At 52.5% G+C, this 22,490-nt stretch carries 19 protein-coding genes; 7 read left to right on the top strand and 12 right to left on the bottom strand.

The annotated features are described in order from the left end of the window. Positions 1–6 precede the first annotated feature (6 nt). Positions 7–1,290 carry a L,D-transpeptidase family protein gene (locus tag ACN0YN_RS16965; protein WP_417386217.1) on the top strand — a complete coding sequence of 428 codons (1,284 nt, stop codon included), beginning with the start codon at positions 7–9 and terminating at the stop codon, positions 1,288–1,290. A 228-nt stretch (positions 1,291–1,518) separates the two neighbouring features. Next, positions 1,519–2,079, top strand: a complete 561-nt coding sequence (gene pyrE, locus ACN0YN_RS16960; RefSeq protein ID WP_417386216.1) for an orotate phosphoribosyltransferase — start codon at positions 1,519–1,521, stop codon at positions 2,077–2,079. A 159-nt stretch (positions 2,080–2,238) separates the two neighbouring features. Here the strand turns inward: pyrE and ACN0YN_RS16955 are convergent, their stop codons facing one another. Together ACN0YN_RS16955 and ACN0YN_RS16950 are read right to left on the bottom strand one after the other, a co-directional pair. Beyond that, positions 2,239–2,754 carry a 3-hydroxyacyl-ACP dehydratase FabZ family protein gene (locus tag ACN0YN_RS16955; protein WP_417386215.1) on the bottom strand — a complete coding sequence of 172 codons (516 nt, stop codon included), beginning with the start codon at positions 2,752–2,754 and terminating at the stop codon, positions 2,239–2,241. A gap of 182 nt (positions 2,755–2,936) precedes the next feature. Beyond that, a complete protein-coding gene (locus ACN0YN_RS16950; RefSeq protein WP_417386214.1) occupies positions 2,937–3,893 on the bottom strand; it encodes an HAD family hydrolase in 957 nt (318 codons plus the stop codon). A gap of 995 nt (positions 3,894–4,888) precedes the next feature. Here ACN0YN_RS16950 and ACN0YN_RS16945 point away from each other — a divergent pair. Together ACN0YN_RS16945 and ACN0YN_RS16940 are read left to right on the top strand one after the other, a co-directional pair. Further along, complete coding sequence (locus ACN0YN_RS16945; RefSeq protein ID WP_044238118.1) at positions 4,889–5,461, top strand: helix-turn-helix domain-containing protein; 573 nt, start codon at positions 4,889–4,891, stop codon at positions 5,459–5,461. 204 nt (positions 5,462–5,665) lie between these two features. Continuing rightward, positions 5,666–7,330 carry an ArnT family glycosyltransferase gene (locus tag ACN0YN_RS16940; protein ID WP_417386213.1) on the top strand — a complete coding sequence of 555 codons (1,665 nt, stop codon included), beginning with the start codon at positions 5,666–5,668 and terminating at the stop codon, positions 7,328–7,330. A 4-nt stretch (positions 7,331–7,334) separates the two neighbouring features. On the opposite strand, the gene ACN0YN_RS16935 is transcribed toward ACN0YN_RS16940, so the two are convergent. The 8 genes from ACN0YN_RS16935 to ACN0YN_RS16900 all read right to left on the bottom strand — a co-directional run bounded on the left by ACN0YN_RS16935 (position 7,335) and on the right by ACN0YN_RS16900 (position 17,492). Further along, complete coding sequence (locus ACN0YN_RS16935; protein ID WP_417386212.1) at positions 7,335–8,366, bottom strand: SMP-30/gluconolactonase/LRE family protein; 1,032 nt, start codon at positions 8,364–8,366, stop codon at positions 7,335–7,337. A gap of 83 nt (positions 8,367–8,449) precedes the next feature. Next, a complete protein-coding gene (locus tag ACN0YN_RS16930; RefSeq protein ID WP_417386211.1) occupies positions 8,450–9,133 on the bottom strand; it encodes an MIP/aquaporin family protein in 684 nt (227 codons plus the stop codon). A gap of 32 nt (positions 9,134–9,165) precedes the next feature. Beyond that, positions 9,166–10,002, bottom strand: a complete 837-nt coding sequence (locus tag ACN0YN_RS16925) for a phytanoyl-CoA dioxygenase family protein (protein WP_417386210.1) — start codon at positions 10,000–10,002, stop codon at positions 9,166–9,168. A gap of 160 nt (positions 10,003–10,162) precedes the next feature. After that, positions 10,163–11,050 (bottom strand): MotA/TolQ/ExbB proton channel family protein, encoded by an 888-nt coding sequence (locus tag ACN0YN_RS16920; RefSeq protein ID WP_417386209.1) that lies wholly within the window; start codon positions 11,048–11,050, stop codon positions 10,163–10,165. A 409-nt stretch (positions 11,051–11,459) separates the two neighbouring features. Continuing rightward, the gene (locus ACN0YN_RS16915; protein ID WP_417386208.1) at positions 11,460–14,543 is read right to left on the bottom strand and encodes a tetratricopeptide repeat protein; all 3,084 of its coding nucleotides are present in this window, start codon (positions 14,541–14,543) and stop codon (positions 11,460–11,462) included. A gap of 228 nt (positions 14,544–14,771) precedes the next feature. Then, positions 14,772–16,049, bottom strand: a complete 1,278-nt coding sequence (locus ACN0YN_RS16910; protein WP_417386207.1) for an acetylxylan esterase — start codon at positions 16,047–16,049, stop codon at positions 14,772–14,774. Between the two features lie 205 nt (positions 16,050–16,254). Beyond that, a complete protein-coding gene (locus ACN0YN_RS16905; RefSeq protein WP_417386206.1) occupies positions 16,255–16,683 on the bottom strand; it encodes a hypothetical protein in 429 nt (142 codons plus the stop codon). Then, positions 16,680–17,492 carry a class I SAM-dependent methyltransferase gene (locus tag ACN0YN_RS16900; RefSeq protein ID WP_417386205.1) on the bottom strand — a complete coding sequence of 271 codons (813 nt, stop codon included), beginning with the start codon at positions 17,490–17,492 and terminating at the stop codon, positions 16,680–16,682. The genes ACN0YN_RS16905 and ACN0YN_RS16900 overlap by 4 nt, the downstream gene beginning before the upstream one ends. Before the next feature lie 276 nt (positions 17,493–17,768). On the opposite strand from ACN0YN_RS16900, the gene ACN0YN_RS16895 reads away from it, so the two are divergent. Both ACN0YN_RS16895 and ACN0YN_RS16890 read left to right on the top strand, forming a co-directional pair. Further along, positions 17,769–18,008: a hypothetical protein gene (locus ACN0YN_RS16895; RefSeq protein ID WP_417386204.1), complete on the top strand. Its 240-nt coding sequence runs from the start codon at positions 17,769–17,771 to the stop codon at positions 18,006–18,008. Positions 18,009–18,249: 241 nt separating this feature from the next. Beyond that, positions 18,250–18,744, top strand: coding sequence for a hypothetical protein (locus ACN0YN_RS16890; protein WP_417386203.1), 495 nt, complete (start codon positions 18,250–18,252; stop codon positions 18,742–18,744). Between the two features lie 179 nt (positions 18,745–18,923). Here the strand turns inward: ACN0YN_RS16890 and ACN0YN_RS16885 are convergent, their stop codons facing one another. Beyond that, positions 18,924–20,036: an alpha/beta hydrolase family protein gene (locus ACN0YN_RS16885; RefSeq protein ID WP_417386202.1), complete on the bottom strand. Its 1,113-nt coding sequence runs from the start codon at positions 20,034–20,036 to the stop codon at positions 18,924–18,926. A gap of 326 nt (positions 20,037–20,362) precedes the next feature. Here ACN0YN_RS16885 and ACN0YN_RS16880 point away from each other — a divergent pair, with 326 nt between their 5' ends. Next, complete coding sequence (locus ACN0YN_RS16880; protein ID WP_417386201.1) at positions 20,363–20,806, top strand: Fur family transcriptional regulator; 444 nt, start codon at positions 20,363–20,365, stop codon at positions 20,804–20,806. 21 nt (positions 20,807–20,827) lie between these two features. Here the strand turns inward: ACN0YN_RS16880 and ACN0YN_RS16875 are convergent, their stop codons facing one another. Then, positions 20,828–21,988, bottom strand: a complete 1,161-nt coding sequence (locus ACN0YN_RS16875; protein WP_417386200.1) for a ZIP family metal transporter — start codon at positions 21,986–21,988, stop codon at positions 20,828–20,830. Between the last annotated feature and the right edge of the window lie 502 nt (positions 21,989–22,490).

Below are 22,490 nucleotides of genomic sequence, written 5' to 3'. Positions count from 1 at the left end.
GACAAGATGCGAAGTCGTAACCGGGGCCGATTGATTACTCCCTTTCGTTTTATCATGATTGCCGGACTGGGGATTCTGGGAACCGCTGCCTGGAAATATGATCTGCTCCCTTTTCAGGTGAGCAGTGCTCCCACGGGTGCGCTGCATGAAGAAGAGCAGCAGGCGGTCACTCAAACAGAGTCGGAGACCGACGAAGCTGAGCCGATTCTGTCCAACGAAACGATTATCGCACAATCTGAGCCACCGGCAGAAGCATTGCCTGAAGGAAATGATAATCAGCGTGCCTACAAAACCCGCGATATTGAACTTCCACGGATTTATAAACGGACAATGAGCGGGCAGGTTGTTGAAGCGGAAACCACCGTTGATTCTCCCGTAAACGAATCATTAGAGCCACAACTGTTTAAACGACCGGAGCAGTTTAAACAGTCAGCACGGCCTCTGCAGCAGGAACAGCCGGAGATGACCGAGCGGCAGACGGTTGACCCGCGTGCGCCTCGCCAGTTTCAACCACCGGAAGGAATTAAACGCGCCAGCGAACCTGTCATTAAAACCGCCAAACATGCGAGCTATAAAGAAGAGATTGGTGCCAGCCCGGCAGAGCAGGAAATTCCCGATCTGATTGCCATTGATGAACTGATTCAGCAGCGGAAGATCCTCGAAGCGCATAAAGCCCTCTCCAAGATCTACTGGGCACAACCTGAACTGTATCCCGTGATCAAATCACGTATCGAAGAAACGGCACGGTTGATCTATTTTTCACCCCAGCCTCACTTCATGACGCCTTATGAAATTCAACCCGGCGATCAGCTTCGCAAGGTCGCGAAAGATTATAAGATCAACTGGGAATACCTGGCGAAACTGAATCAGATTGATCCCGTGAAAATCAGACCGGGGCAGAAATTGAAAGTGATCAAAGGTCCCTTCAATGCGTTTGTGGATTTGAGTGACTTTACGTTAACCGTACACGCTCATGGTTACTTTGTTCGCAGGTATTCGATTGGAACCGGGAAAGATCACTCGACGCCAACCGGTAAGTTTCTGGTGAAAGACAAACTCGTTGATCCTGTCTACTATGGTCCTGACGGTGTGATTGCCAATGATGATCCCTCCAATCCGCTGGGAGAACGCTGGATTGATATCGGCGACAGTTATGGGATTCATGGCACAATTGACCCGGCTTCCATCGGCAAAGCAGAATCGAAAGGCTGCGTGCGGATGTTGAATGAGCATGTTGCAGAAGTTTATGACCTGCTCGGCATCGGCTCGGAAGTGGTGATCCGTCCCTGAGATACAGGGAGAATCTGTTCTCTAACCAGCGACCCGTGATCTGTTTGCTGCATGCAACAATGTAATAAACACGATTTCGGGTATTCTGGGCCTGCGGTCCGTTTGAATGTTGAATTCAAGCCTGTAGAATACGTGTGGCCAACCCGGATTGAAGCGCAGTCATGGGACGTGCGCAGTCAGGATAGGCATTCGATAACGTCACACATTCAGGTTAGGGACAGAGCATTCATGTATGATCGGGAAAAACTGATCGAGTTGTTTCGGGAGCGGGCTTTAAAGTTCGGCGATTTCACTCTGGCTTCAGGTAAGAAGAGCACCTATTACCTGGATGGCAAGCAGGTGGTCCTGCATTCACATGGACTGCGGATGGTCTCTGCCGGTCTTCTGGAACTGCTGGGCGATACCGAATTCGACGCGATTGGCGGCATGTCGATAGGAGCCGACCCGATTGTTGCCGGCGTGCTGGCAATTGCTGCCGAGCAGGGGAGAGCCCTGAATGGGTTCATGGTTCGAAAAGAAGCCAAGGGGCATGGCACGATCAAGTATGTCGAAGGCCCTGTGAAGCCTGGCGACAAAGTCGTGATCGTGGATGATGTGATTACGACTGCAGGCAGTGCCCTGCTGTCGGTAGATCGGGCAGAAGAGTTCGGCTGTGAAGTGGTCAAAGCGCTGGGTGTTGTGGACCGTCTGCAGGGGGGCGCAGCGAATTTTGCGAAGCGCAATATTCCGTTTGAAGCCCTGCTTTCGATCGTAGATTTCGGTATCGAACCACCGGCAGATGATGAATAGTCAAAGTCCTGTTCGAGAGCTTTGACGATTCCGCGGCGCGCAGTGAATCAACGGTTCGTTGTGGAAATCACGCGACCCGATCCGATCGCAGCCTGTAATAAAAGACTGAACTCCCGGACTCATGGCGAATCGAGTCCCGGGAGATCAGATATGCTCGCATCAGGCTCCGTCTGAGCCGGGGATTTCCTGATTTTTGTCGATCGGCACGCCAATCATCTGGCCGCTGAAGACCATGCTGTCCCCGACCAGCCCCTGAAAGTTGAATTCGGCACGTTTGCCGGCACGAATCCGGGCGAGTTGGGCCATGATGACTAATCGTTGATTCGGAAAGACGGGGCTGCGGAAGCGGACATCGTTCATTCCGCCGAACCCGAGAAAATCGCCGCCCAGCAGTTTGTACTTGCGGGCATAGAATCCGGCAAGCTGCGCCGAACATTCACAGAGAATCACGCCAGGCATTAAGGGGAAGCCGGGCATGTGTCCCCGGACCCAGAATTCATTTTCGGTAATGTCTTTAAAGCCGACGATTCCATGATTTTCCCTGTCGACATGCACGATTCCGGAAAGCTGTTCCATCTCAAATCGCTGAGGGTTAATTTCCCTGATCTCTTCAATTCCGAACATGGGGTTGTCAAAATCAAAGTCGATTCCACCATAAAGCAACTTGGGAGGCATGGTCTCTATTCTCCATTAGGGTCATCAATATTTAAAACGGCCCTTGTTCCCTGGCAGGGGCCATTATCGATATGAAATGGTTTTACAAGGTGATGTATGTGAAAGCCTGGCCATCTGTCTGCTGAAACAGGCTACATTTATTCGTGATCAAGCCGAGATACTAACAAAAACCGGAAACAATGTTAATCGAGGATTTCTGTTAACTGGCCTAAACTGGTGATCAATCTGTCAGGTTTTGTGTCTGAATGGCGGACTTGCGCTTTACTGGCATGCACACTGAGTGAATCGCCGGCGAACAATACCGTTTTCATTCCGAAGTTTCGGGCAATCGCCAGATCGTCTTCGATGCGGGTTCCCACGTGCAGAATTTCTTCTGGAGCGATCCCTGACTGTTCAAATCGTTCGAGCAGCTTCTCGTAGAGAGACGCTGATGGTTTACGGACTTCTTCACGACAGGACAAACAAAAACATTCCTGAGTAAAGAGCTCGGAAAGTGGCGGCAGTTTACCTTGTAGGCTTAATCCCCGCAATAGGTGAACCAATGTGAAAGGTTGTGCATCGGCGAATAATGCAATTTTTTTACCCCGTTTACTTAATTCTTCAAGTGTCGCTAAAGCTTCAGGCATCGGTTGAATGCCCTGCAGTGACGCATGAAAGAAGTAGGCCACTTTCAGACTGAAGTCATCCAGGTTTCCATAGAAGGATTCGTCGAACGAATATTCGTTCTTCTGCAGCCGCATGATGAGCTGTTTCCAGAGCTCAACGGAATTGATTTCCGGTTTTTCGCCTTTGGCAGTCTTGCTGGAAATCTGCTGGTCTTCGAGCAGGTTACGATATTGTGTGAGCATGTATTCCCAGGGCGCACCCGGTTTGCGGGACATGCTGTTCCACATATTGAACTCTTTAATGGTCTTATCGAGGGCAATCTGCATTCTGAGTTGCTGTTCATGATCGAACAGCAGGCTGCCGTCAGCGATATGGAGTAATGTACCGTACACGCTGAAGGTGACCGCTTTGATTCCCGGTAAAGGTTTCAGGAAGGGGGTGGCTTTGGGAACCACCAGTTCCGGCGCGACGGGCCAGATCAGGTCGTCGCGACTGGCTAACCATTCAGCATATTCTTGGAGTGACTGCGCCATAGTGCGTGGATTATTTCCGGATTGAGTTGGCTGGAATCAGAAACAGAAGTCGACTTTCAGAGATCACTGAATCGTAATGAATGGAAAAAAGATCTGCTTGCCCTGGTGATCTGCAATTCATAAAGAATTGAAGTTCCGGTCGGGCTGGCTGGAAAAGTGCATTGATCTTAGACGAGACATCTGTGGCAGGGCAAGCGAAAAAGGGGTTTTCAGGAGTATTCCTGACAGAGACGATCGTTTAGTAGATTTAGAAATACCTCCAACACAAACCGGCATCTCCGTCGTAATAGATAAGACGGGTGCAATCAGTTTGAACCTGCTGCCGGTCACTGTTGTCCTAACGATTATCCGCCCTCTCCCGGGCGACAGGCCGGAAAAAAGCCGGAAACCTGTGTGAAAAATTCAAGTGCCTGCAGAAATTTGGTTCATATCTTAAGTGTTTCTCACAAGCGATTTAAGTGCCTGAATTATAGAGGATTACGGCCAGATATTCCTCACCATTGATTCTTCCCTGCCAGTTAATCCCAGTGTCTCTGTCCGTACTGCACTCTCTCTTGTCAAAGAACTTAAAGTCCTCACTCCAGTTTCGTCGATGCAATTAGGGCAGACGGTTGAAACCGGAAAGACGTAAAAACCACGTCGAACCAGTCAACATCAGTTTGACGGGTTCAATCCCTTCAATTGTCTGTAAGGGGGGAGAGGACAAGATGGATCTAGTCTGACGAACTGATCTGAATGGTATTGCGATTGTCATTCAGTCCAACCCCAAAAAGTATTACGTACCAGATCCCAAATTTCCTTAAAATTAAAGATTGGCATATTGAAACAGTTTCTGGAGATGCTGTCTCCTGAAACAAACCCCAACCCAAGACTACTCAGGTTACAACTTGAAACTGACTGGCCAGGATAGCCGCGAAAAGTAGTGGGGGTTAAAGCAGAAGAAAAGTAACCTTTCTTCGAATAGATTTGCCAAGCATGTGATTGGAGAGCCCGCAATGAAAACGATCTTCACTACTGGCCAAGTAGCAAAGATCTGTAAGGTTGCACCCCGCACGGTTAGTAAGTGGTTCGACTCCGGCCGTCTGAGAGGATACCGGATCCCCGGTTCTCAGGACCGACGAATCCCACGTGAGCACCTTATTCGATTTCTTAAAGAACACGGTATGCCGCTAGGCGAACTGGAAGACGAAGCCATGGGCAAATTACTGCTCGTTGGTGCTGACACTCAGGTTCGTGCAAGCCTTGACGATCTGATGGCAACTGAAGATTTCAAGATTGAATACGCCGTGAGTGGTTTTGAAGCTGGTATCCAGGCTGAATCACTGCACCCCGACTGCGTCATCGTTGATTTCGCAATGGGTCGCAATGAAGCTCTGATGATCGCTCAGAACCTGCGAAGAAACAAAGACTACACAGACTCTGTTCTGATTGCCCTGCTGAGCGATGAAGACAACGCCAGCGGTTTCGACAGAACATTGTTCAACGAAACTTTCCGGAAACCATTTGACGCAGCATTACTGGCCGAACGGATTCGGACCTTGGTTGGACGTAAAAAGCAGATCGCCTAATAGACCGGGCAGGAATGCCTTAAGGTGATTTTGCCAGGGCCGCATAGTTCTCGATATTATGGACGGTGTCGAGAGAGCGACCCACTGGACAACCAGAACAATCGCAAAGGGATTTGCTGGTTTGCGTGAACGACTAAACCCGGCCAAGAGGTCAAACTCTTGGTCGGGTTTTTTTACGCGCCGACTTTCTGCATAATGACGGGTATGAAACAAGACAAGCCTTCCCCCGAATCGATTGCCCCAAGGCGACCTGCTGCCCTCTTCTGGTATCTGTTGCTGGCGGGACTGTCGTTTTTACTGGTGGGCTCTCAGCTGGATTGTGCAGACGATCTCAGTTTCACCGGACCCGGGCCGGGCATGACGGTAGATGAACCCTTTAATGTCGGGCAGGGCGTGTTTCTTGTACGGGCGATACGCGTGTATGGTCTGGGGATTATTGCCCCGGAAAGCCTGCGGGAAATCTTTGAACATCCTAACTATCTGCCTGACCATCCCCCCCTGGGACGATTTTTGATCGGCCTGGCACACGAGTCGGTAGCCGGACTGGCGGGTGACGAGGGTCGCCCCTTTGTCGTCACTTATGGCAGATATGCATCTGCGGTCTGTTTTGCCTGCCTGGTCTTTCTGGTGGGCTGGTTTACTTTTAAGCGGGCAGGTCACGCGGGGGCGCTGATCGCCGCCGGTTCACTCCTGGCACTGCCGCGCCTGTTTGGACATGCTCATCTGGCGGCTCTGGAAATGCCGACGGCGTTGTTTTATGTGATGGCGGTTCTGGCTGTTGTTCAATGGTGGGATACGGAGCTGGCACCGACGAACAAGCGCGCCTGCCTGACCGGAATTCTACTGGGACTGGCGCTGCTTACCAAAATTCAAGCCATCCTGATTCCGATTCCCGTGATCGTCTGGGCGATCTGGAAATGGCGACAGCACGCGCTACTCCCTTTACTCTGCTGGGGCGGCATGGGGTGCCTGGTTTTCTTTGTCGGCTGGCCGTGGCTCTGGTTTGATCCAGTCGGGCACCTCAGCGAATACCTGGGCAGAACAACCGGGCGGGCGGCATTGTATGTAGAGTACTTTGGAACTAAATATGCCGACCGCGATCTCCCCTGGCATTATGCCTGGGTCATGTTGCTGACCACGGTTCCCGTCGGGCTCCTGATCTGCAGTGGTTTTGGTGTTACAAAACTCTGGCACGATTTCAAAACCGAGCAGCCAAAGCGACCGACGGCAGGGCTACTGCTTTTTGTGTCTCTGTTGTGGCCTCTGATCTTATTCACGCTGCCCGGTGTCACCGTGTATGACGGCGTGCGGCTGTTTCTGATGGTCTTCCCGCTACTGGCGATTTTAATCGGGCTGGGGGCGACAACTGTGATTGACTGGTTGACCCGACGCTTCCGTCAGAAGGTTGCCATCGTGACAGTGACTCTTTTGTTGCTGACACAGTTCACCGGTTCTTTGTTGTATGCCCCCTGCTGGCTGAGTTATTACAGTCTGCTCTTAGGGGGATTGAAGGGAGCAGATCAACTCGGCATGGAAGCGACCTACTGGGGGGATTCGCTGACCGCGGATCTGCTGGCGGAGGTTGTAGAGGAAGTTCCGGACAACAGTATCATTCAAATTGCACCGATCCTGCATCCCGCCTGGCTGCAGATGCTGCAGGAGACACCAGAGATCAAACGCAAGGGGATTCAACTGGTTCCCTTTGAATCTGAACGGCCGGTCTCGCGTTACGTCATGTATTTCCAGCGGAATCCTTACCTGCCTGAACTGCTGCAGACACAGAGTTCAGACAGGTGGACGGTGCTCAAAGAAGTCACTCGCCAGCAGGTGGCGCTGGGCCGACTGGTCTCTCTGAAAGAATCCCGCTGAACGACTATTTATCGACGGGTAGAGAAGGGTGGAATCCGGGGATCTTACAGGGAATCCGGTACAGGCCACTTCCCGCGGTGATATAAAGTGTGGAGGCGTTATCGCCGATTCCAAACGTGCAGTTGGTCGGCAGACTTGGCGTTGGAATGTAAGCCAGCTCTTTGCCTTCTGGTGAAAAGACCACAATGCCAAATCGACTTTCTGCACGGAACGCGGCGTAGATGTTGCCTTTCTCGTCGACGGTCATGCCGTCAATGCCGGTCTCTTTGGTGCCGAAGTCGGCGAGGATTTTTTTCTTGCCGAGCGATCCATCCTTTTTGATGGGGAACGCATTGAGCGTCATTCGCAGTTTGGGTTCTTTGGGTGGTTCTTTTTCCAGGCCGCTGGCACCGTTGTCGGTCTCTGCGACATACAGGGTTTTTCCATCGGGTGAAACCACGACGCCATTGGGCTTGGTGATGTCAGTGGTGGCGCGATGCACGGTTTTGGTTTTGGGATCGTAGCGAAACACACTCATGTGATCGAGTTCGAGCGGTTCGTGTCCGACATAGCGGGGATCGGTAAAGTAGACCCAGCCTTTAGGGTGAATCACCAGGTCGTTCGGGGCATTGAATTTCTTGCCTTCAAACTTGTCGACAATCGGTTTCACTTTCCCGTTCTTTGTGATTTGTGCCAGGCACTGTTTACCATTATTGGCACCACAGGCGGCGAGCATCTTGCCTTTTTTGTTGATCATCAGCCCGTTGCTCTGTCCGCTGTCGGCACTGAAGACGGTCGTCTTACCCGTAGCGGGATCAAAGGCCATGATCTTGCCTTTTCCGCCGGCAAAGTTGATGTCACTGAAATAGATGATGCCGTCCATGCTGACGCAGGCACCTTCGGTGAAACCTTTATCAACCCAGAGCTCTTCCAGTTTTGCATCTGGTGAGACAATGGAAGCATCGCCCGTTGGTGCGGGAGTTTCAGCGTAAACCAGGGAGACTGCGAATCCGGAACAAGCGAGTCCCCAGACTAGAATGTGTTGCCAGTTGATCATGGTTTAACCCTCTCTGTGGTTTTGGTCAGACGTTGATGCACTCCAGGATACGAGCGATATTCGAGTGTGTGATCCTTTTACATTCAGCTTACAGGTTCTTCAGAAGTTTCAATGGTTTGTGAGTCTCGGTTATTGCGTACCAGCCAGAGTGACGGAACCGCCAGGATCGCGCCGGCAGTCGGACCAACCAGGTAGAGCCACAATGACTGCAGGTTGTTACTGACCAGTGCTGGTGCCAGCGAGCGGGCCGGGTTCATGGAAGCGCCGCAGATCGGGCCGGCAAACATCGCTTCCAGCGCGATGACCGCACCAATCGCGACACCAGCCAGGATGCCGGTCTCCTTGGCGCCGGTACTCACGCACAGCACAACAAACATCAGCATCCAGGTCAGCACTCCTTCCAGAATCAGGGACTGCATGTCCGAGCCGGCGGGCCGCGTCATGCCGTAATTGTCGAGGCCGGGGAAGATGACTCTTAAGAGGATGCAGGCGGCAAGTGCGCCGATCACCTGACAGACGATGTAGGGGAGAACCTGTTTACCGGGAAAGCGACCGCCGACCCAGAATGCGATTGTCACAGCCGGGTTGATATGCGCACCAGAGATTTCTCCAATCGCATAAATGATGGCGGTGACGACCAGTCCAAAGACCAGAGCGATACCGACATGCGTGACGGTCCCTTCGGAGACCTGATTCGTGACGATCGCTCCTGCGCCCGAGAACAGCAGGATGAACGTACCGAAAATTTCCGCGTAATATTTTTGCATCAGATGTCAATTCCAGGGTGCGAGTGCGAAAGTTAATCGTTTTCAGGCCGTTTTGGATTTAACCAGTGCCCCGAAGGATCGGAGCCGGAGACGATGACGCCTTTAGCGTTCCAGTCCATACCGGCCCGGACGTCGGCGGCACAGTATCTAAGGGTTAAGCCACAGCGTCTGCGATCCGACTGATTGGCTTCCGAACCATGGAGCAGCAGATCGGAGTGGATCGATATTTCACCCGCCTGCAGTGTATCGTCAACGGGAGTGCCATACTGTTCTGCGTTTTCGATGGTCTGGTTGAGCACGTTGTCTTCGTGGGAGCCGCTCGGTCGGTAAGTCATATGGCCGTGATGGTGACTGCCGGCGATGAACCGCATGTTGGCGTTTTCCGGGTCAGCATCATCGATGGCCAGCCAGACTGTGACGGCCTTGGAAGGGGAGAGCGGCCAGTAGCTGGCGTCCTGATGCCAGGCGACCGATTTTCCATCGTGGGGCATTTTGCAGAAAAAGTGCGAACCCCAGGCGATGACATTTTCCCCCAGCAGGTCTTTGACGTAAGCGACGATTTTCGGGTTGGTCAAGAGGTCATAGACTTTGCCGTATTTCATATGCGCCGTGCTGATGGAGTAGCTGTTTCCGCCCGCAGCGATCACCGATTCCAGCAGGCGGTCGAAGTATTCCCGGTTCTCCTCGACTTCCTGTTCGTCGAAGACACGCAGGTTTCGCAGGTAGCCGTCCTCGTTGAACTGTTCAATATCACGGGGCGTGAGTACTTTGGGATTGGTCGTTTGGGAAGGGTAGAATTTCAGGTCGCGTTCAATCTGAGACAATTCCTCTTCGAGCGGGACTGCCTTGAAATCTTTCGATTCAGCCATGAGGTATCTCTATCTGTTCGGAACTAAGAGTGATTCCAGCAAAAAGCTGGATGCAGGACACTGAACCCCGGCGGGGGAATCGTCCTCTATTGTAAATAGGGACAGGTCCCGGAACAACTTAGAAGTGGTTGTTCTGCCGGATCACAGTGGAAGCAGAGTCTTACGACTTACTCGTCGTTTTATCCGGTTTGGCTTTGGTGGTAGTCGCTGGTGCTGCGGAAGCCGATTTGCGGTTGGCGGCACTGGCGGCGAGCCCTTCGGCAGAGATGAGGTGGACCAGATCCTGGGCCGACTGATCCATTTCCATGACCAGTCCATCAACGCGTCCGGCCAGGTACATATACATGATCAGCGACGGAATGGCGATGCCCAGTCCCAGTGCGGTGGTTAACAGCGCGAGTGCAATCCCGCCGGCAAGCTCTTCGGCTTTTCCCATCGCACTGCTGTTGGCGATATCGTTGAATGCCAGGATCATGCCGATGACGGTTCCCAGCAGCCCCATCAGCGGGGCGACTGTTGCAACACCATTGATGACGCGCAGATGCTTACGTAACTGAGAGAGCTGTCGTTCGCCGCCATCGATAATGGCCTGTTCGACTTCGACACTCGGTTTACCCCATTTGCGCACGCCGTGTGCGAAAACGGAGGCGATCGGGCTGGGATTTTCGTCACAGAGTTTGAGTGCGGAGCGGGAATTGAGCTTACCGTCCTGCAGCAGTTTCAGAAATCGCGTCACGAAATGCCGGGGAATCACCCGTCCGGATCGCAGAATGACCAGCCGTTCGATAATGAACCACATGGAGATAATGGATGCGATCACAAACGGCAGCAGAAAATACTTCAGCTCTTCAATGATTTCCTGCGGGGTAAAGGGGATCTTCTTGCCCCGGTCAGGCAGCATACCCGCTTCCGGGAGCGGCCCATTGGGATCTTTCACTTCGACCAGCTCTCCGTTGACCGATTCGACAACCTTAGGCAGTCGTTCCTGCGCGGAGCTGTTGGCGGGAGAAAGCATCAGAACCGGACCACAAAGTAACAGCAGTATCATCAGGAACCGGTACCGCCTACTGTGCTGCTGATCGACAGAGGAACCTGTTTTCGATGGCGGTTTACTGTTGATTTTGATCATGAGTACTGAATATCACTCTCGAATATCTGGTGGTGAGCAACCGGTTTCGTGTTGATTGCCGGAACAGGTTCTGCGAACTGCATAGACTGGTTGCTCTTTAAAAACTGAGTTTGCATGGCAGCCTGAACTCAGAATGGAATCTAGAGCGGATTACATTTAACCCTGGCGTCATTCAATCTAATATACCCGTCTCAAATCGCCTTGGAGACGCGACAGTAAATCTGGACACAGACTAGTTTACGTCAGATAGAGATTCCCGTCGAGTCTGGAATGGCAATTCCACTTGAGTGCGGGGCAGTCGAGGAATGGCGAAAGCAGGGAGTGAGGCTTATTTCTTACCGATCCGGGCTGTGACTGCTTTCAGCCGTTCTTTGGCCTGGGGAACCAGTTCGTGTTCCGGAAAACGCTTCAAATAATCCTGATACGTTTTCTGGGCCTGAGGCCATTCGTTCAGGGCTTCATGGCACATGGCCGCCTGATAAAGCGCCGGGGCCTGCCATTCGGGGAACTTATACTGGATGTCCACCTGCAGATAAGCCAGCAGGGCTTCCTTGAATTTCTCCTGGATCATCAGGGTTTCGGCGAGCAGGAACTGACATTTGGCGGCAGTTGCTGTCCGACGGCTGTTTTCGGAATCGATGATCTTCTGGAAGACTTTGCGGGCTTCGTCAAATTTCGCCTGGTTCTTCAGGCTTCTGCCCAGCACCTCTTCCGCCTGATACAGAAACAGACTGTCCGGATCCCAGGCGCGGAAGCGGTCGACGGTTTGCGCGACTTCCTGATATTTTTTCTGACGAAAATAAGTTTCCGCCAGCAGAACCCAGACGCGGGGATACCAGGGTTCCTGGCCGAGCGCTTTCACTTTGTCTTCCGTGGTCAGCTTCAATAATTCTGCCTGCGCCGCTTCTACCTGATTCAGGTATAAGGCTGCTTCGGCTTCATGAAACTGGGCAAACGCCGCGTATTCATTTTTGGGAAACCGTTTCAGTAACTCTTTGGAGAATTTGTCGACCAGATCCCACTTCTGCAGTTCGAGATTGATTTCAATCAGGCGGTACAGGGAGACCTGCTGCACTTTTTCATCTGATTTGGGATTGCTCTGCAGTTCATCGAATGCTTTCGCGGCAGGCTCCAGTTTCCCGGCAATCAGATCACTTTCTGCCAGGCTCAGGCGGGCGTTGTCGGCCAGATCGCTGTCGGGAGTTTCTTTTACCAGCCGGCGGAAGATTTCATCCGACTTTTCGAACTGTTCCGCTTCGTAATTGATCAGCGCCCACTCATCCAGAATTTTATCGAGGTTGTCGACTTTGGGGAATTTCTGCAGCAGCGCTTCATAAGCCTGGTTCACTTCATCGATTTTTTTCAACTGAAACAGCGTGCGTGCGGCCTGCAGACCGGAGAGCATGGCGTAGCGCGAAGGGGCGAACTGCTGCAGCGTTTTCTGGTAAACGTCGACGGCAGCTTGCAGTTGTTTGTTGTTTTCCAGACTGCGCCCCTGCATGTAGGCGGCTTCCGCAGTGAGCGGGCTCTCCGGGAATTTCTTGACGAACTGCTCGAAATGTTCTGCCGCAGCTTCGTTTTCTGCGAGCTGGAATTCACTCCAGGCTAAACCTGAGAGTCCTGCCGGATACTCGGGCGAATCGGAGCCGAGTTTGACGATCTCGTTGAAAAATGTTTTGGCGCGGGCCCACTGTTTTTCTTCGTAGTTGCGTTCTGCCAGTTGACGATACGTCTGAATCAACAGGTCTCCCACGGGCTTACGGTCCTGCAGTTGTTTCAGATATTGATCGACTTCCTCTGGCTTGTTGTTTTTGGCTGTCAGCAGAATCAGGTTCGCCAGGATCTGGTTGAAGCGGACTTCGTTGGGAAACTGCTTCAGGTACTCTTTCGAGAGGGATTCAGCTTCCGCATACTTCTGCTGAGAATTGAAATTGTTGCTCTGCAGCACTAACGCATCCGCATACTCGCTGGATGTTTTATTGGCTTTCGGATCTTTGAGATAAGGGTCCAGAACCTCGATCGATTTGTCGTACTGTTTGAGTTTCTGATACGTGCGTGCCAGGTAGAGCCGCGCCAGCAGTTGCGTATTCTCCAGTTTGGACTCTTTCAGAACATTCTGAAAATTTGTCGCGGCTGCAGCGAGATCCTCGGGCTTGCCTTTTGCATCCAGAATGCGTCCTTTGAGCAGTTCGTGATGCAGACGCAGTCCACTTTGCGGAAATGTCTTTTCAAACTGAGCTGCCAGCTGTTCGGCTTCAGCCAGCTCATCTGTCAGCAACGCGGCTTCGATGGCAAAATGCAGGCTGTCATCAGCCAGTTCACTCTCCGGCGACTGTTTGAAAAGTTGCAGGAACAGTGTTTTTGCTTCTGCGGGTTTGCCCGACCGGAGCAGGGCATCGGCCAGCTGGTAAGTGGTTGCTTCCTGCTGACTGGGATTGGGTTTGGATTTGAGGGCCAGTTCAAATGCTGCGATGGCAGCGGGCAGCTGTTGCTCTCCTTTCAGGGCAACCCCCTTCCAGTACAACGCGTTTGCGGCCTGAGTTGGATCTTTTGAGACCAGGTCAAACTGCTCGACCGCTTTTGCATATTCCTTGAGATCGTAATACGCATAACCTGCATTGAGCCGGGCGGTGATCCCCAGTGGACTTTCGGGAAATTTCTTCGGAAGTTCGAGGAAGGCATCGGCGGCTGCCTGGAACTGACCGCGATCAAACAGAGAGGTCGCGAGAGACATCTGGGCATCGCTGGCGCGTGGATGATTTTTCAGACCGGCGATCTCTTTGAATCGTTTTTCTGCTTCCTCAATCTGCTGATCACGCAGGTAAGAGGAAGCCAGGCCAAACTGGGCGTCTTCCGCCATCGCCCCTTTGGGATGACGTTCGAGGGATCGCTGAAAACTTTTAATAGCGAGGTCGGCTTTACCGCGTCGCAGCAGCACATCCCCAAAATAGGGATAAGCCCATTCTTCCAGCGCATGGTTGGGATACTGTTTGAGGAAGTCCGTGAACTCTTTTTCGGCCGCTGGCAGATCGTCCAGCAGGTAACTGCATTCTGCGATGCGGTAGACGGCATCAGGCAGGTTTTTGTTTTGCGGATACTGTTTGGCGAACTCTCTGAGGGTTTCGCGGGCCTCCCGGTATTTCTGCTGATTGACGAGTGTCAGCCCCAGGTAAAATTTCGCCAGGGGCACACTGGCGTCGGTCGGATAATTCTTCAGGTATTTACGAAACGTTTCGGTTGCGAGCTCCCAGCGATTCTGTTTGTACAGACCAATGGCCAGTTGGAATTCATCGGAGGCTTTATCTGCGTGCACCTGGGTTAACGGCAGGAGTGTCAGCAGGAGCAGAATCAGGCAGATTTGAGGCGCACGTCGATAGATGTTGAGAGAGTTCCTGATACGAAAATTCATCATATTACTAGTCGTCAGTTTGTTTTGAAGAAGAAATTGAACACTTGCCCCCATTATCGTGGGTTTTCAGGCAGAGGCAAGCGGCGTTCGGCAAAACTGCAGTGGTCCGCATGAAAAGCTGGCGGTTTTGAGGGTGAATGTGCCGTTCCGCAATCAATATAAACAGCAGGCCAGCAGGATGTTGGAGTGACCTGCTGGCCCGGATGTGCGCCTGTGAATGTGATGCGCGGCTTAACTGCCTTGAAAATGCTGGTCGGCGAAGTTCAGGTACTGCTGCCAGTCGAAATCAGTCACATCGTGTTTGCCGGTGCGGATGTGATACCCCATCTGTTTCTGCACAGGTTTGTTGACGCCAGGCATGTCATCTGCGCCAAAGCCGGCCGTTCCCAGCAGTTTGTAAACCGGTTCCGCATATTTCACCGAGAGGAATTCCCCCTTCGGGTCAGCCCATTGGTCGTCCTCGGCACTGGCGACATACACGGGCCGCGGTGCGATTAAAGAGATCAGCATGTGTTGATCGACGGGTAGATCGTTTTCCTTGTCGATATATTTATTGAAATTGTCACAGAACCAGTGCGGGAAGGCATTGTTGATGACGTGCAGTGTTTCACCAAAGCGACGTCGGCTCAGCGCCGCTCCGCCACAACCCGAGTCGTTAGAGATGACCAGGGCAAAACGCGGGTCCTGTGCACCGGCCCAGAGGGAGGTTTTCCCGAGGCGGGAGTGCCCGAAAACGGCGACTTTGTTCGCGTCGATCTGTTTGTCGGTTTCCAGATAATCCAGAGCACAGCTCAAGCCCCACGCCCAGGCAGAGATGGTGCCCCACTCATCGGGGGCGGGTTTCTGTTTAGAATTGTAAAGCGCGTGGACGCCGTTCTTGAAGCCGTCGTCGTAGTCGGGATCGATGTCGCCGCAATAGATGGCGACGAGCCCGTAGCCGCGATCAATGATGGTTTCGATGGGCCAGCGGGACGAAGATTTGCCGCGCGAGTCTGCGGTCGCTTTATGATCGACGATGGCTTTCTCTTTGCTGGCCCGCATCCAGTGCTCGTTGATTTTGACATCTGTTTCATCCGTGATGGTATGATTGCCGTAAAAGTTGAGGCCCATGAAAACGGGGACCGGTTTGGTGGCTTTCGCGGGCAGATAGATCAACAGATCCATGCGAGGCTCTTCTTTCTTTCCCGAGAAGTACACCGAAACTTCTTTGCGGATCGCTTTACCGCCCAGCGCATCGTTTTTGACAGACGTCACTTCGAACAACATGTTCTGCGGTCGTGCGGGGCTTTTGCCATACACTTCGGTTTCGAACAGCTCCAGGATTTCGGGTCTGCGGACTTTGTTCCATTCTTCGGCAGAATCGACCTTTTTTCCCTCGCTGGTGACCAGCGGGTCGGGGAGCTTGAACTGCGGGACCTTGCTTTCATCGTAATTGGGTTTGGGGCGTTGCGCATGAACGGCGGGAGTCAGGAGCAGTGTCAGGCTGAGAAGTAATAGCAGGCGATTCATGGTGAGGCGGACCTTTATGTTCTGGTGGGAAGATGATGTTGAATTCAGGTATTACTATTCTCAATCGTGGTCGTTTTCGCAACGATAGGCAATATGAAACCGTGGTTGGTCCGCAAAAAGCTTGAAATTCGGGAACTGCAGATGACAGAAGTTTTTTAACCACGAAGGTCACGAAATGTCCGGGTAGTGGTTCTGTCGTCAGGTGTCACTTCGCGTTAATCATCCTGGGGGTGGTGAGGATGGATTCGATCAGTGCGTGCGTATCCAGGCGGAGCTCTGCTGTGTCAATTTCCAGACGCTCCAGCACGATGACGATCTGATCCAGTAATTCGCCGAGTGCCTGCCGATACTCTGTTGGACCCTGATTTTCCTGTTTGTCATACGTCAGAAAAATAGAAAATTCCACGTCTCCGTCTTTCCTGTAGACTGTAGGGCCTTTAATTTCGGGAACCGTAAGTTCTGCTTTGGCACTCATGCGAAACATCAGGCTGAAGTCTTCGCCATACTTGTTGATGAACAGATCAGAGGGTTTCACCCGCTTCGTAAGCTCCTGACTGAGGTATATCTGAAAGTGGTGCGAAAACGGGAAGCTGACGCCGACCTGGATATAGATTTGAGAAACGTAGACGTTCATGACTTCTCACCTTCAGTCAGAACTGACTGTTTCCAGGCCTGGATGATGTAGCGTTTCATGCGGACACCTGCCTGGTTGACCAGCACCGGGTCGACGCGCTGAAAGTAAAGGTCGAGAATTTCGTGCATTAATTCTTCCCGGAGTTCAGCGGGTACGTGGCGGGCTGCGGGGACCCAGGAACAGAAGAAGTCGGAGAGGGCTTCCCGGGTGCCGAAGTATTCGTCGCCGATGATTTCGTCGAAGCGATCGATATAAAAGCCGTTGCCCTGGATGCAGCGGAGCATATACTCGCGGGTCCAGTGGTTATAAGGATCGTCAAAGTCTGCCAGCAGCGGTTTCCAGCGGTCGCGTTGTGTGACAAGGGAGACGGCGTCCCAGAAATCCGGATGGTCGGCCTGGAATCCGACGAGCACGCGACCGCCGTCGCGGAGGGCGCGATGAATGCCGCTCCAGACGTCCCACTGTCGTTTGACCCAGTGTAGAATGCTGAAAGAACAGACGAGATCGAACGCGTTGTCAAATTCCAGTTGATCGGCGCTCATCTGCTGGAAGTCGATCCGTCCCGGTTCGGCATAGGTGTGGCGGGCGAATCCGACCATAGAGGGGGAGACGTCGATGCCCACGATCTGGCCGGCGGGCAGCTGCTCCGCAATGTGTTTTGTGACGGCGCCGTTGCCGCAGCCGATGTCGAGGACATGTTGAAACGAACCCACGTCGATTCGCGACAACGCTTCCATTGCCTGACGATACTGCATCGAGGAGTTGTCGGCATATTCGGATCCATCCCAGCGATCTTCTGTGTCTGTCATGGCAGGCTCCCGGGTCTGTTTTCATGAAAAATCAAATTTCCTCTTTGCAAGCGTGATCAATTTCGCCACGATTGGCAATATGAAATCGGGATTAGACTGGAAAAGCTGGCCGGGAACGAAAGTTTACAAAGATCTCTCCAGGGTAATTGGAAACAACGTTCCAGAACAATTTGTGTTTGATTTGCTCGAAAGACCAGATCCTTAGTGTCGGTTAACACCTGAGTATCGAGAATACATGATTTGGTACAACACAGAAAGGTGGGGAGGAGTTGGACGATGAATATTCAAGAAGCAATTGAGAAATCGAGAGAATTTATTATACAAAAAATGGGAGTCGATTGTTATCCCGAATTTGCCACGCTGGATAGACATGCTGGTAAACCTCAAACTTGGGTCATCATCTATAGCCCATACTGTTTAAATCAAGAGCTGGACGCTGTCATAGATGGTGGAGAAATTATTGTTGTGATTGATTACCAAAGCGGTGAAACCTCATTTAAGTCTGAGATGGGGTGACTTGATGTTCGCCAAGAGAAATTGAAGGGGCATCGTGGTTCACCTACTTTGTGACGCCGCCGGTCGGGAAACACACATCATCCACTTTTCTTCGGGTAACACCCCCTTCTGATATGTATAACGCGGCCGGCAATCGAACGCAGCGTGTGAATCTGAATGGAGTAAAGAGGTATCAGCGGAAGTGCCATTCGTTCCTGACACCTTTTTAATGAGAGTCTGTTTTGCTGGAAGCGGGTAGGTAATGGAAATTGAATCCGAGCAAAGCCCATTTGTGGTCGAAGAAGGATTGTTTATCGCCGCATGGTATCGACTGCGTTACCAGCCTTTGGTCATATTGCGCAAGTCACTTCGCTGGGGGGCCAGGTTCGCCTTGTTCATTATGGGTTTGTTGGCATTTCGTGGACCCAAACCTGGTGCACCTTCTCTAACCGAAGCCGGGTTTGTGAGCTTTGGTCTGGCTGCCGCCTATGCCGTGATCTGTGAAGTGGAGTGGCGACGTCTGACCATTTCATCCGATGAAATTGGTCTGCTGCTGGGTAATAATAGAGTTATCAGTAAGAACTGGGATAAAGTCAGAAATCTGGAGATACTCTCTCGCTCGGGAGCAAAAGTCGTTATCAGAATTCACTGGGTAACAGGCCAGGGTGATTCCTGGGTTGTTGCCGGAAAAATTCAGAATGAGAATCCGGATGACGTGCTGAAAGCATTGGATGAGTGGTGTCGACGGAGTGAGTGACTATCTGACAGAGATAAATCGTTTTCCTGAAGAGAAAGGATATTTACTACCCAGCAGGCGTTGTTAGGGACTGAATATTTCGCGAGTCTCTTCTGCCGGTTTCCTGCTCGCTGTGCTCGGTCCGATTTGCATTCGGGGTCACCCTCGCTTTCGGAGTTAAGGATGGAAAAGTCGGTGGATTACTCGCCGAAGTGTTGTTTGAGGAAGGCGAGGCTTTTGTTGTTGGACCAGCGGTGGCCGCCCTGAAAGAAGTCGGCGTCGATGTTTTCTTTGGCTCCTAAAACCTGGTAGACCTGCTGTAGTTTTTTGTAGCCTTCGCGGGCGGCTGCGATGGGGAAGATATTGTCTTCGATGCCGTTGATGAGCAGGACCGGGCGGGGGGCGTGCAGGGCGACGACGTCGGACATTTCGCCGAACCGCATCATCTCGGGCATACACTGACACAGGCAGTGCGGCATCGCATAGTAGGACGCGCGGTAGGTGGAGAAGGCGCCGGCGATCATCGTGAGTTTGACGCGATCATCGAGGACGGGGAGATACATCGCGGTGGCTCCGCCTCCCGAGAGGCCGGCGGCAGCGATGCGGTCCGGGTCGACTGCGTCCTGAGTCTGCAGGAAGTCGATGACGCGCATGGCGTCCCAGCTGCGCTGGCCTTGCGGGGTACTGCCGATGAGGAGGGCGTTCATGGTCATCTGCAGACAACTGCGTTTGGTGTGTGAGACGCCGCGATCCTGGTCGCCGGCGGTTTCGTTCCAGCCCCGCATGACGATGGCGGCGGTGACGTAGCCGTGCTTTGCGAAGTAGACGGCGTAGTCGAGTTCGCTCTGGCGGGTCTTTTCTTTGTCGGCTTTGGTGGTGCCTTCATCGATGTAGGGGATGATGCCGCTGTGTCCGTGCATGCAGACAATCGCGGGGACTTTTTTCTTTAACTCGTGCGGGACGAAGTAATAGACGGGAGCCCAATAGGCGGCTTCGGTCCGAATGAAAACTTTGTTTCGGGTGAAGGTGTCGAACTCTTTCTTTTCGGCCCACTTGACTTCCAGCGGGACGCGCTCGGGCATTTGACCCAGGATGCGGACGACGGTCGGATGAAACTGTTTCCGCCAGGCCTCGTGTTCGGCTTTGTTTGTGGCTTGCCAGGCCTGCAGCGGTTCCATCGAGTCGGCGAGTTGCTGGTAACTTTCGGTGACGGTAAATGGTTTCTCGGCAGGGTCGCGTTCTGCTGCGGTGGCCGGGGTGATGCAGACACAGGAGAGCAGGGTGACGAACAGGCTACGGGTGAGTATTTGCATGAGGATTTACCGTCATTCAGAAACAGGGGATGTTTGGGTTGGTTCGGGAGTCGCTGGGACAGTCTCCTGCTCGCTGCGCTCGGCCCGAATTGTATTCGAGCCCACCCGTGAATTAATGATTCATTCTATTACAGGGGAATTGAAATTGAAGGTCAAGGGGGAGGCATGTCGGGATAAGGTGTATAAGCAGTGTGGGGCGGGGGGAACCGGGTGGAAATCACAAATATTTACCGGTATCTCGTAATTCTTGTATATAATGGTTAATATGAGCTTTCGTTACTGAATATTAACTCACCGGCGCTGTGGGGTGCCTTGGATATCACGACATGAAAAATCTGTCCCAAGCAGAAGAGATTGATGAAATCCGTACGCTGGTTCGCAAGAGCGGATTACGGAGTACGGCTGCCCGGATTACGGTGATCCAGTTTTTGCGGCAGGCAAATTCGCCGCTGACGCATGCGGAAATTGCTGAAGAGTTGACCCCCATGGGCTTCGACAAAGCCACCGTGTATCGTAATCTGATCGATCTGGCAGAAGCGGGGCTGGTCAAGCGAACCGAGCTGGGCGATCATGCCTGGCGGTTTGAATTACGCAATCCCGATGAGCCGGAAGACGCCGAGCATCCGCATTTTGTCTGTACTGAATGTGGCAGTGTTTCCTGCCTGCACGATGTCGATTTCAAGACACCCAAAAACAAGCAGTGGGCAGCGGTCGGCAAGGTGACGGAAATTCTGCTCAAAGGTATCTGCAGCGAGTGTGACGAAGACTGAGTTGACTCAGAGTCATCGAACTCAATGAGAATGCGAGTGGCTGTGTTCGGAATCTGAAGCTTTCACGTCGTGTGAATGACCGCCATGCTGGTGTGCGTGTTCCGGTTCCAGGAAGCCGATGCCATACGCGAGGGCAATGCCCAGCAGCAGGACAAACGAGAGCCGAAACCGGTTATGCGAGTGGAACTCCATTTCGGGGAGCAGGTCGCCCAGCGAAATACAGAGAAACACGCCTGCGGAGAATGCGAGCGCACAACCGATGATAATGTGCTGGTTTTCTGAGAACTGCTGCACTCCCAGGAAAAACAGGATGGCTCCCAGCGGGCACATCATGGCGAAACCAATATTGACCGCATTGCGCCAGCCGACAGACCAGCCGCTGGCGGCCATCAGCGAGGTGATGGAAACCGCGTCTAATGGTTTGTGTAAGGCAATCGCCAGAAAGGTTCCCAGCCCGAAGAGGGAAAGGAAGACTTCGTGATGTTGATCGGCGACGATACTGGCACCGAGAGCCAGCCCGTCAATCAGGGTATGCAGTGCGAGTCCAAAGGCGATCCCTACCCAGCTCAGATGATGAGAATGCGCGTGCGAGTGTGAGTGTACGGGAGCATGTGCGTGGTGATGATCGCAGTCATGATCATGGTCGTGATCGTGTGTGTGGCCTTCCTCTTCATCCAGTTCGACTTCATCCAGTTCGACGGTTCCATGCTGATGGAAGTGAAACGTACGCAGCAGGAAGAACAGGGTGACAATGCCTGCCATCATCCACCAGACCGCCCGGTCGATCGATCCCATTTCGGCAACCGCGTGAGGCAGCAGATGGAAGACGCCGATGCCCAGCATGAGCCCGCCGACAAAACTGATCAGCGTTTCCATGCGGGTGTGTGTCAGCCGGATCAGGGAAGGGAGCCAGCCGCCCAGCAGCGACGAACCCACGATGACGACACAGTAGATTCCCAGCAGAGTATAAGACCAGCTTTTGTCGGCTGGTTTGGATTCATCCGTTTCTGCATCAGTGGCAGCATCCTGATGTTCGTCGTGTGTGTGGACGTGCGCCTGATCAGCCGCCAGGGTCGTGCGGGGAACAAAGAAACCGGGGGCAACCAGAAAAGCCAGCAGCGGAATCATTAGGAGCAGGAGCGTGATTTTCACGTCGTTTTTAAAAGGAGAAAGCGGATTCATCTAATTAAAAAGCCACCTGTGATTGACGCTGTGTGAGCAGGAGTGGGTGCCGGGATGCTCACTACATCGGCACTCTTGGATCGTTATTGCAAACTAATTGCGATTGAATTTAACTTTTATATCCGATCAGTACAAGACTCCCCGGAATTCTTATCGCGGAAGATTATGAACTTTTGCACTCTGGGTTCCTTGATTTGCTGAATATGCAGACCTGAAAACGACTTAGGCTGAATTAGATCCCAGTCGGACTCACTTGGAACGAGAATCGTCTGGTTCTTTTGTCCGTTGATTCAGACCGTTGGAAGTTTTGGTCCCGTCAAGGTGGTTCGGCAGCTGATTCGAACGGGAAATCCCGCATCAGATTCAGATAAGTACAGGTTTAACTGTAGTTTACTGCGTTAAACTGTTCCGATTGGGCGCACTTTTCTGCGGGGGCATGTTGTGAGTTTGAATGTGAAGGATCTTCATCATTTCTTAATATTTGCTTTAAATTTGAACCGCC

It is taken from the genome of Gimesia sp. (assembly GCF_048260065.1).
Lineage (GTDB): Bacteria > Planctomycetota > Planctomycetia > Planctomycetales > Planctomycetaceae > Gimesia.
The sequence above is the reverse complement of the archived record's forward strand: the minus strand, read 5'-3'. Positions and strand labels throughout refer to the sequence as shown.

Excerpts from the sequence above, each read along its gene's own strand:
- ACN0YN_RS16965 (WP_417386217.1), top strand. The coding sequence starts at position 7 with ATGCGAAGTCGTAACCGGGGCCGATTGATTACTCCCTTTCGTTTTATC.
- pyrE (WP_417386216.1), top strand. The coding sequence starts at position 1,519 with ATGTATGATCGGGAAAAACTGATCGAGTTGTTTCGGGAGCGGGCTTTA.
- ACN0YN_RS16955 (WP_417386215.1), bottom strand. The coding sequence starts at position 2,754 with ATGCCTCCCAAGTTGCTTTATGGTGGAATCGACTTTGATTTTGACAAC.
- ACN0YN_RS16950 (WP_417386214.1), bottom strand. The coding sequence starts at position 3,893 with ATGGCGCAGTCACTCCAAGAATATGCTGAATGGTTAGCCAGTCGCGAC.
- ACN0YN_RS16945 (WP_044238118.1), top strand. The coding sequence starts at position 4,889 with ATGAAAACGATCTTCACTACTGGCCAAGTAGCAAAGATCTGTAAGGTT.
- ACN0YN_RS16940 (WP_417386213.1), top strand. The coding sequence starts at position 5,666 with ATGAAACAAGACAAGCCTTCCCCCGAATCGATTGCCCCAAGGCGACCT.
- ACN0YN_RS16935 (WP_417386212.1), bottom strand. The coding sequence starts at position 8,366 with ATGATCAACTGGCAACACATTCTAGTCTGGGGACTCGCTTGTTCCGGA.
- ACN0YN_RS16930 (WP_417386211.1), bottom strand. The coding sequence starts at position 9,133 with ATGCAAAAATATTACGCGGAAATTTTCGGTACGTTCATCCTGCTGTTC.
- ACN0YN_RS16925 (WP_417386210.1), bottom strand. The coding sequence starts at position 10,002 with ATGGCTGAATCGAAAGATTTCAAGGCAGTCCCGCTCGAAGAGGAATTG.
- ACN0YN_RS16920 (WP_417386209.1), bottom strand. The coding sequence starts at position 11,050 with ATGATACTGCTGTTACTTTGTGGTCCGGTTCTGATGCTTTCTCCCGCC.
- ACN0YN_RS16915 (WP_417386208.1), bottom strand. The coding sequence starts at position 14,543 with ATGATGAATTTTCGTATCAGGAACTCTCTCAACATCTATCGACGTGCG.
- ACN0YN_RS16910 (WP_417386207.1), bottom strand. The coding sequence starts at position 16,049 with ATGAATCGCCTGCTATTACTTCTCAGCCTGACACTGCTCCTGACTCCC.
- ACN0YN_RS16905 (WP_417386206.1), bottom strand. The coding sequence starts at position 16,683 with ATGAACGTCTACGTTTCTCAAATCTATATCCAGGTCGGCGTCAGCTTC.
- ACN0YN_RS16900 (WP_417386205.1), bottom strand. The coding sequence starts at position 17,492 with ATGACAGACACAGAAGATCGCTGGGATGGATCCGAATATGCCGACAAC.
- ACN0YN_RS16895 (WP_417386204.1), top strand. The coding sequence starts at position 17,769 with ATGAATATTCAAGAAGCAATTGAGAAATCGAGAGAATTTATTATACAA.
- ACN0YN_RS16890 (WP_417386203.1), top strand. The coding sequence starts at position 18,250 with ATGGAAATTGAATCCGAGCAAAGCCCATTTGTGGTCGAAGAAGGATTG.
- ACN0YN_RS16885 (WP_417386202.1), bottom strand. The coding sequence starts at position 20,036 with ATGCAAATACTCACCCGTAGCCTGTTCGTCACCCTGCTCTCCTGTGTC.
- ACN0YN_RS16880 (WP_417386201.1), top strand. The coding sequence starts at position 20,363 with ATGAAAAATCTGTCCCAAGCAGAAGAGATTGATGAAATCCGTACGCTG.
- ACN0YN_RS16875 (WP_417386200.1), bottom strand. The coding sequence starts at position 21,988 with ATGAATCCGCTTTCTCCTTTTAAAAACGACGTGAAAATCACGCTCCTG.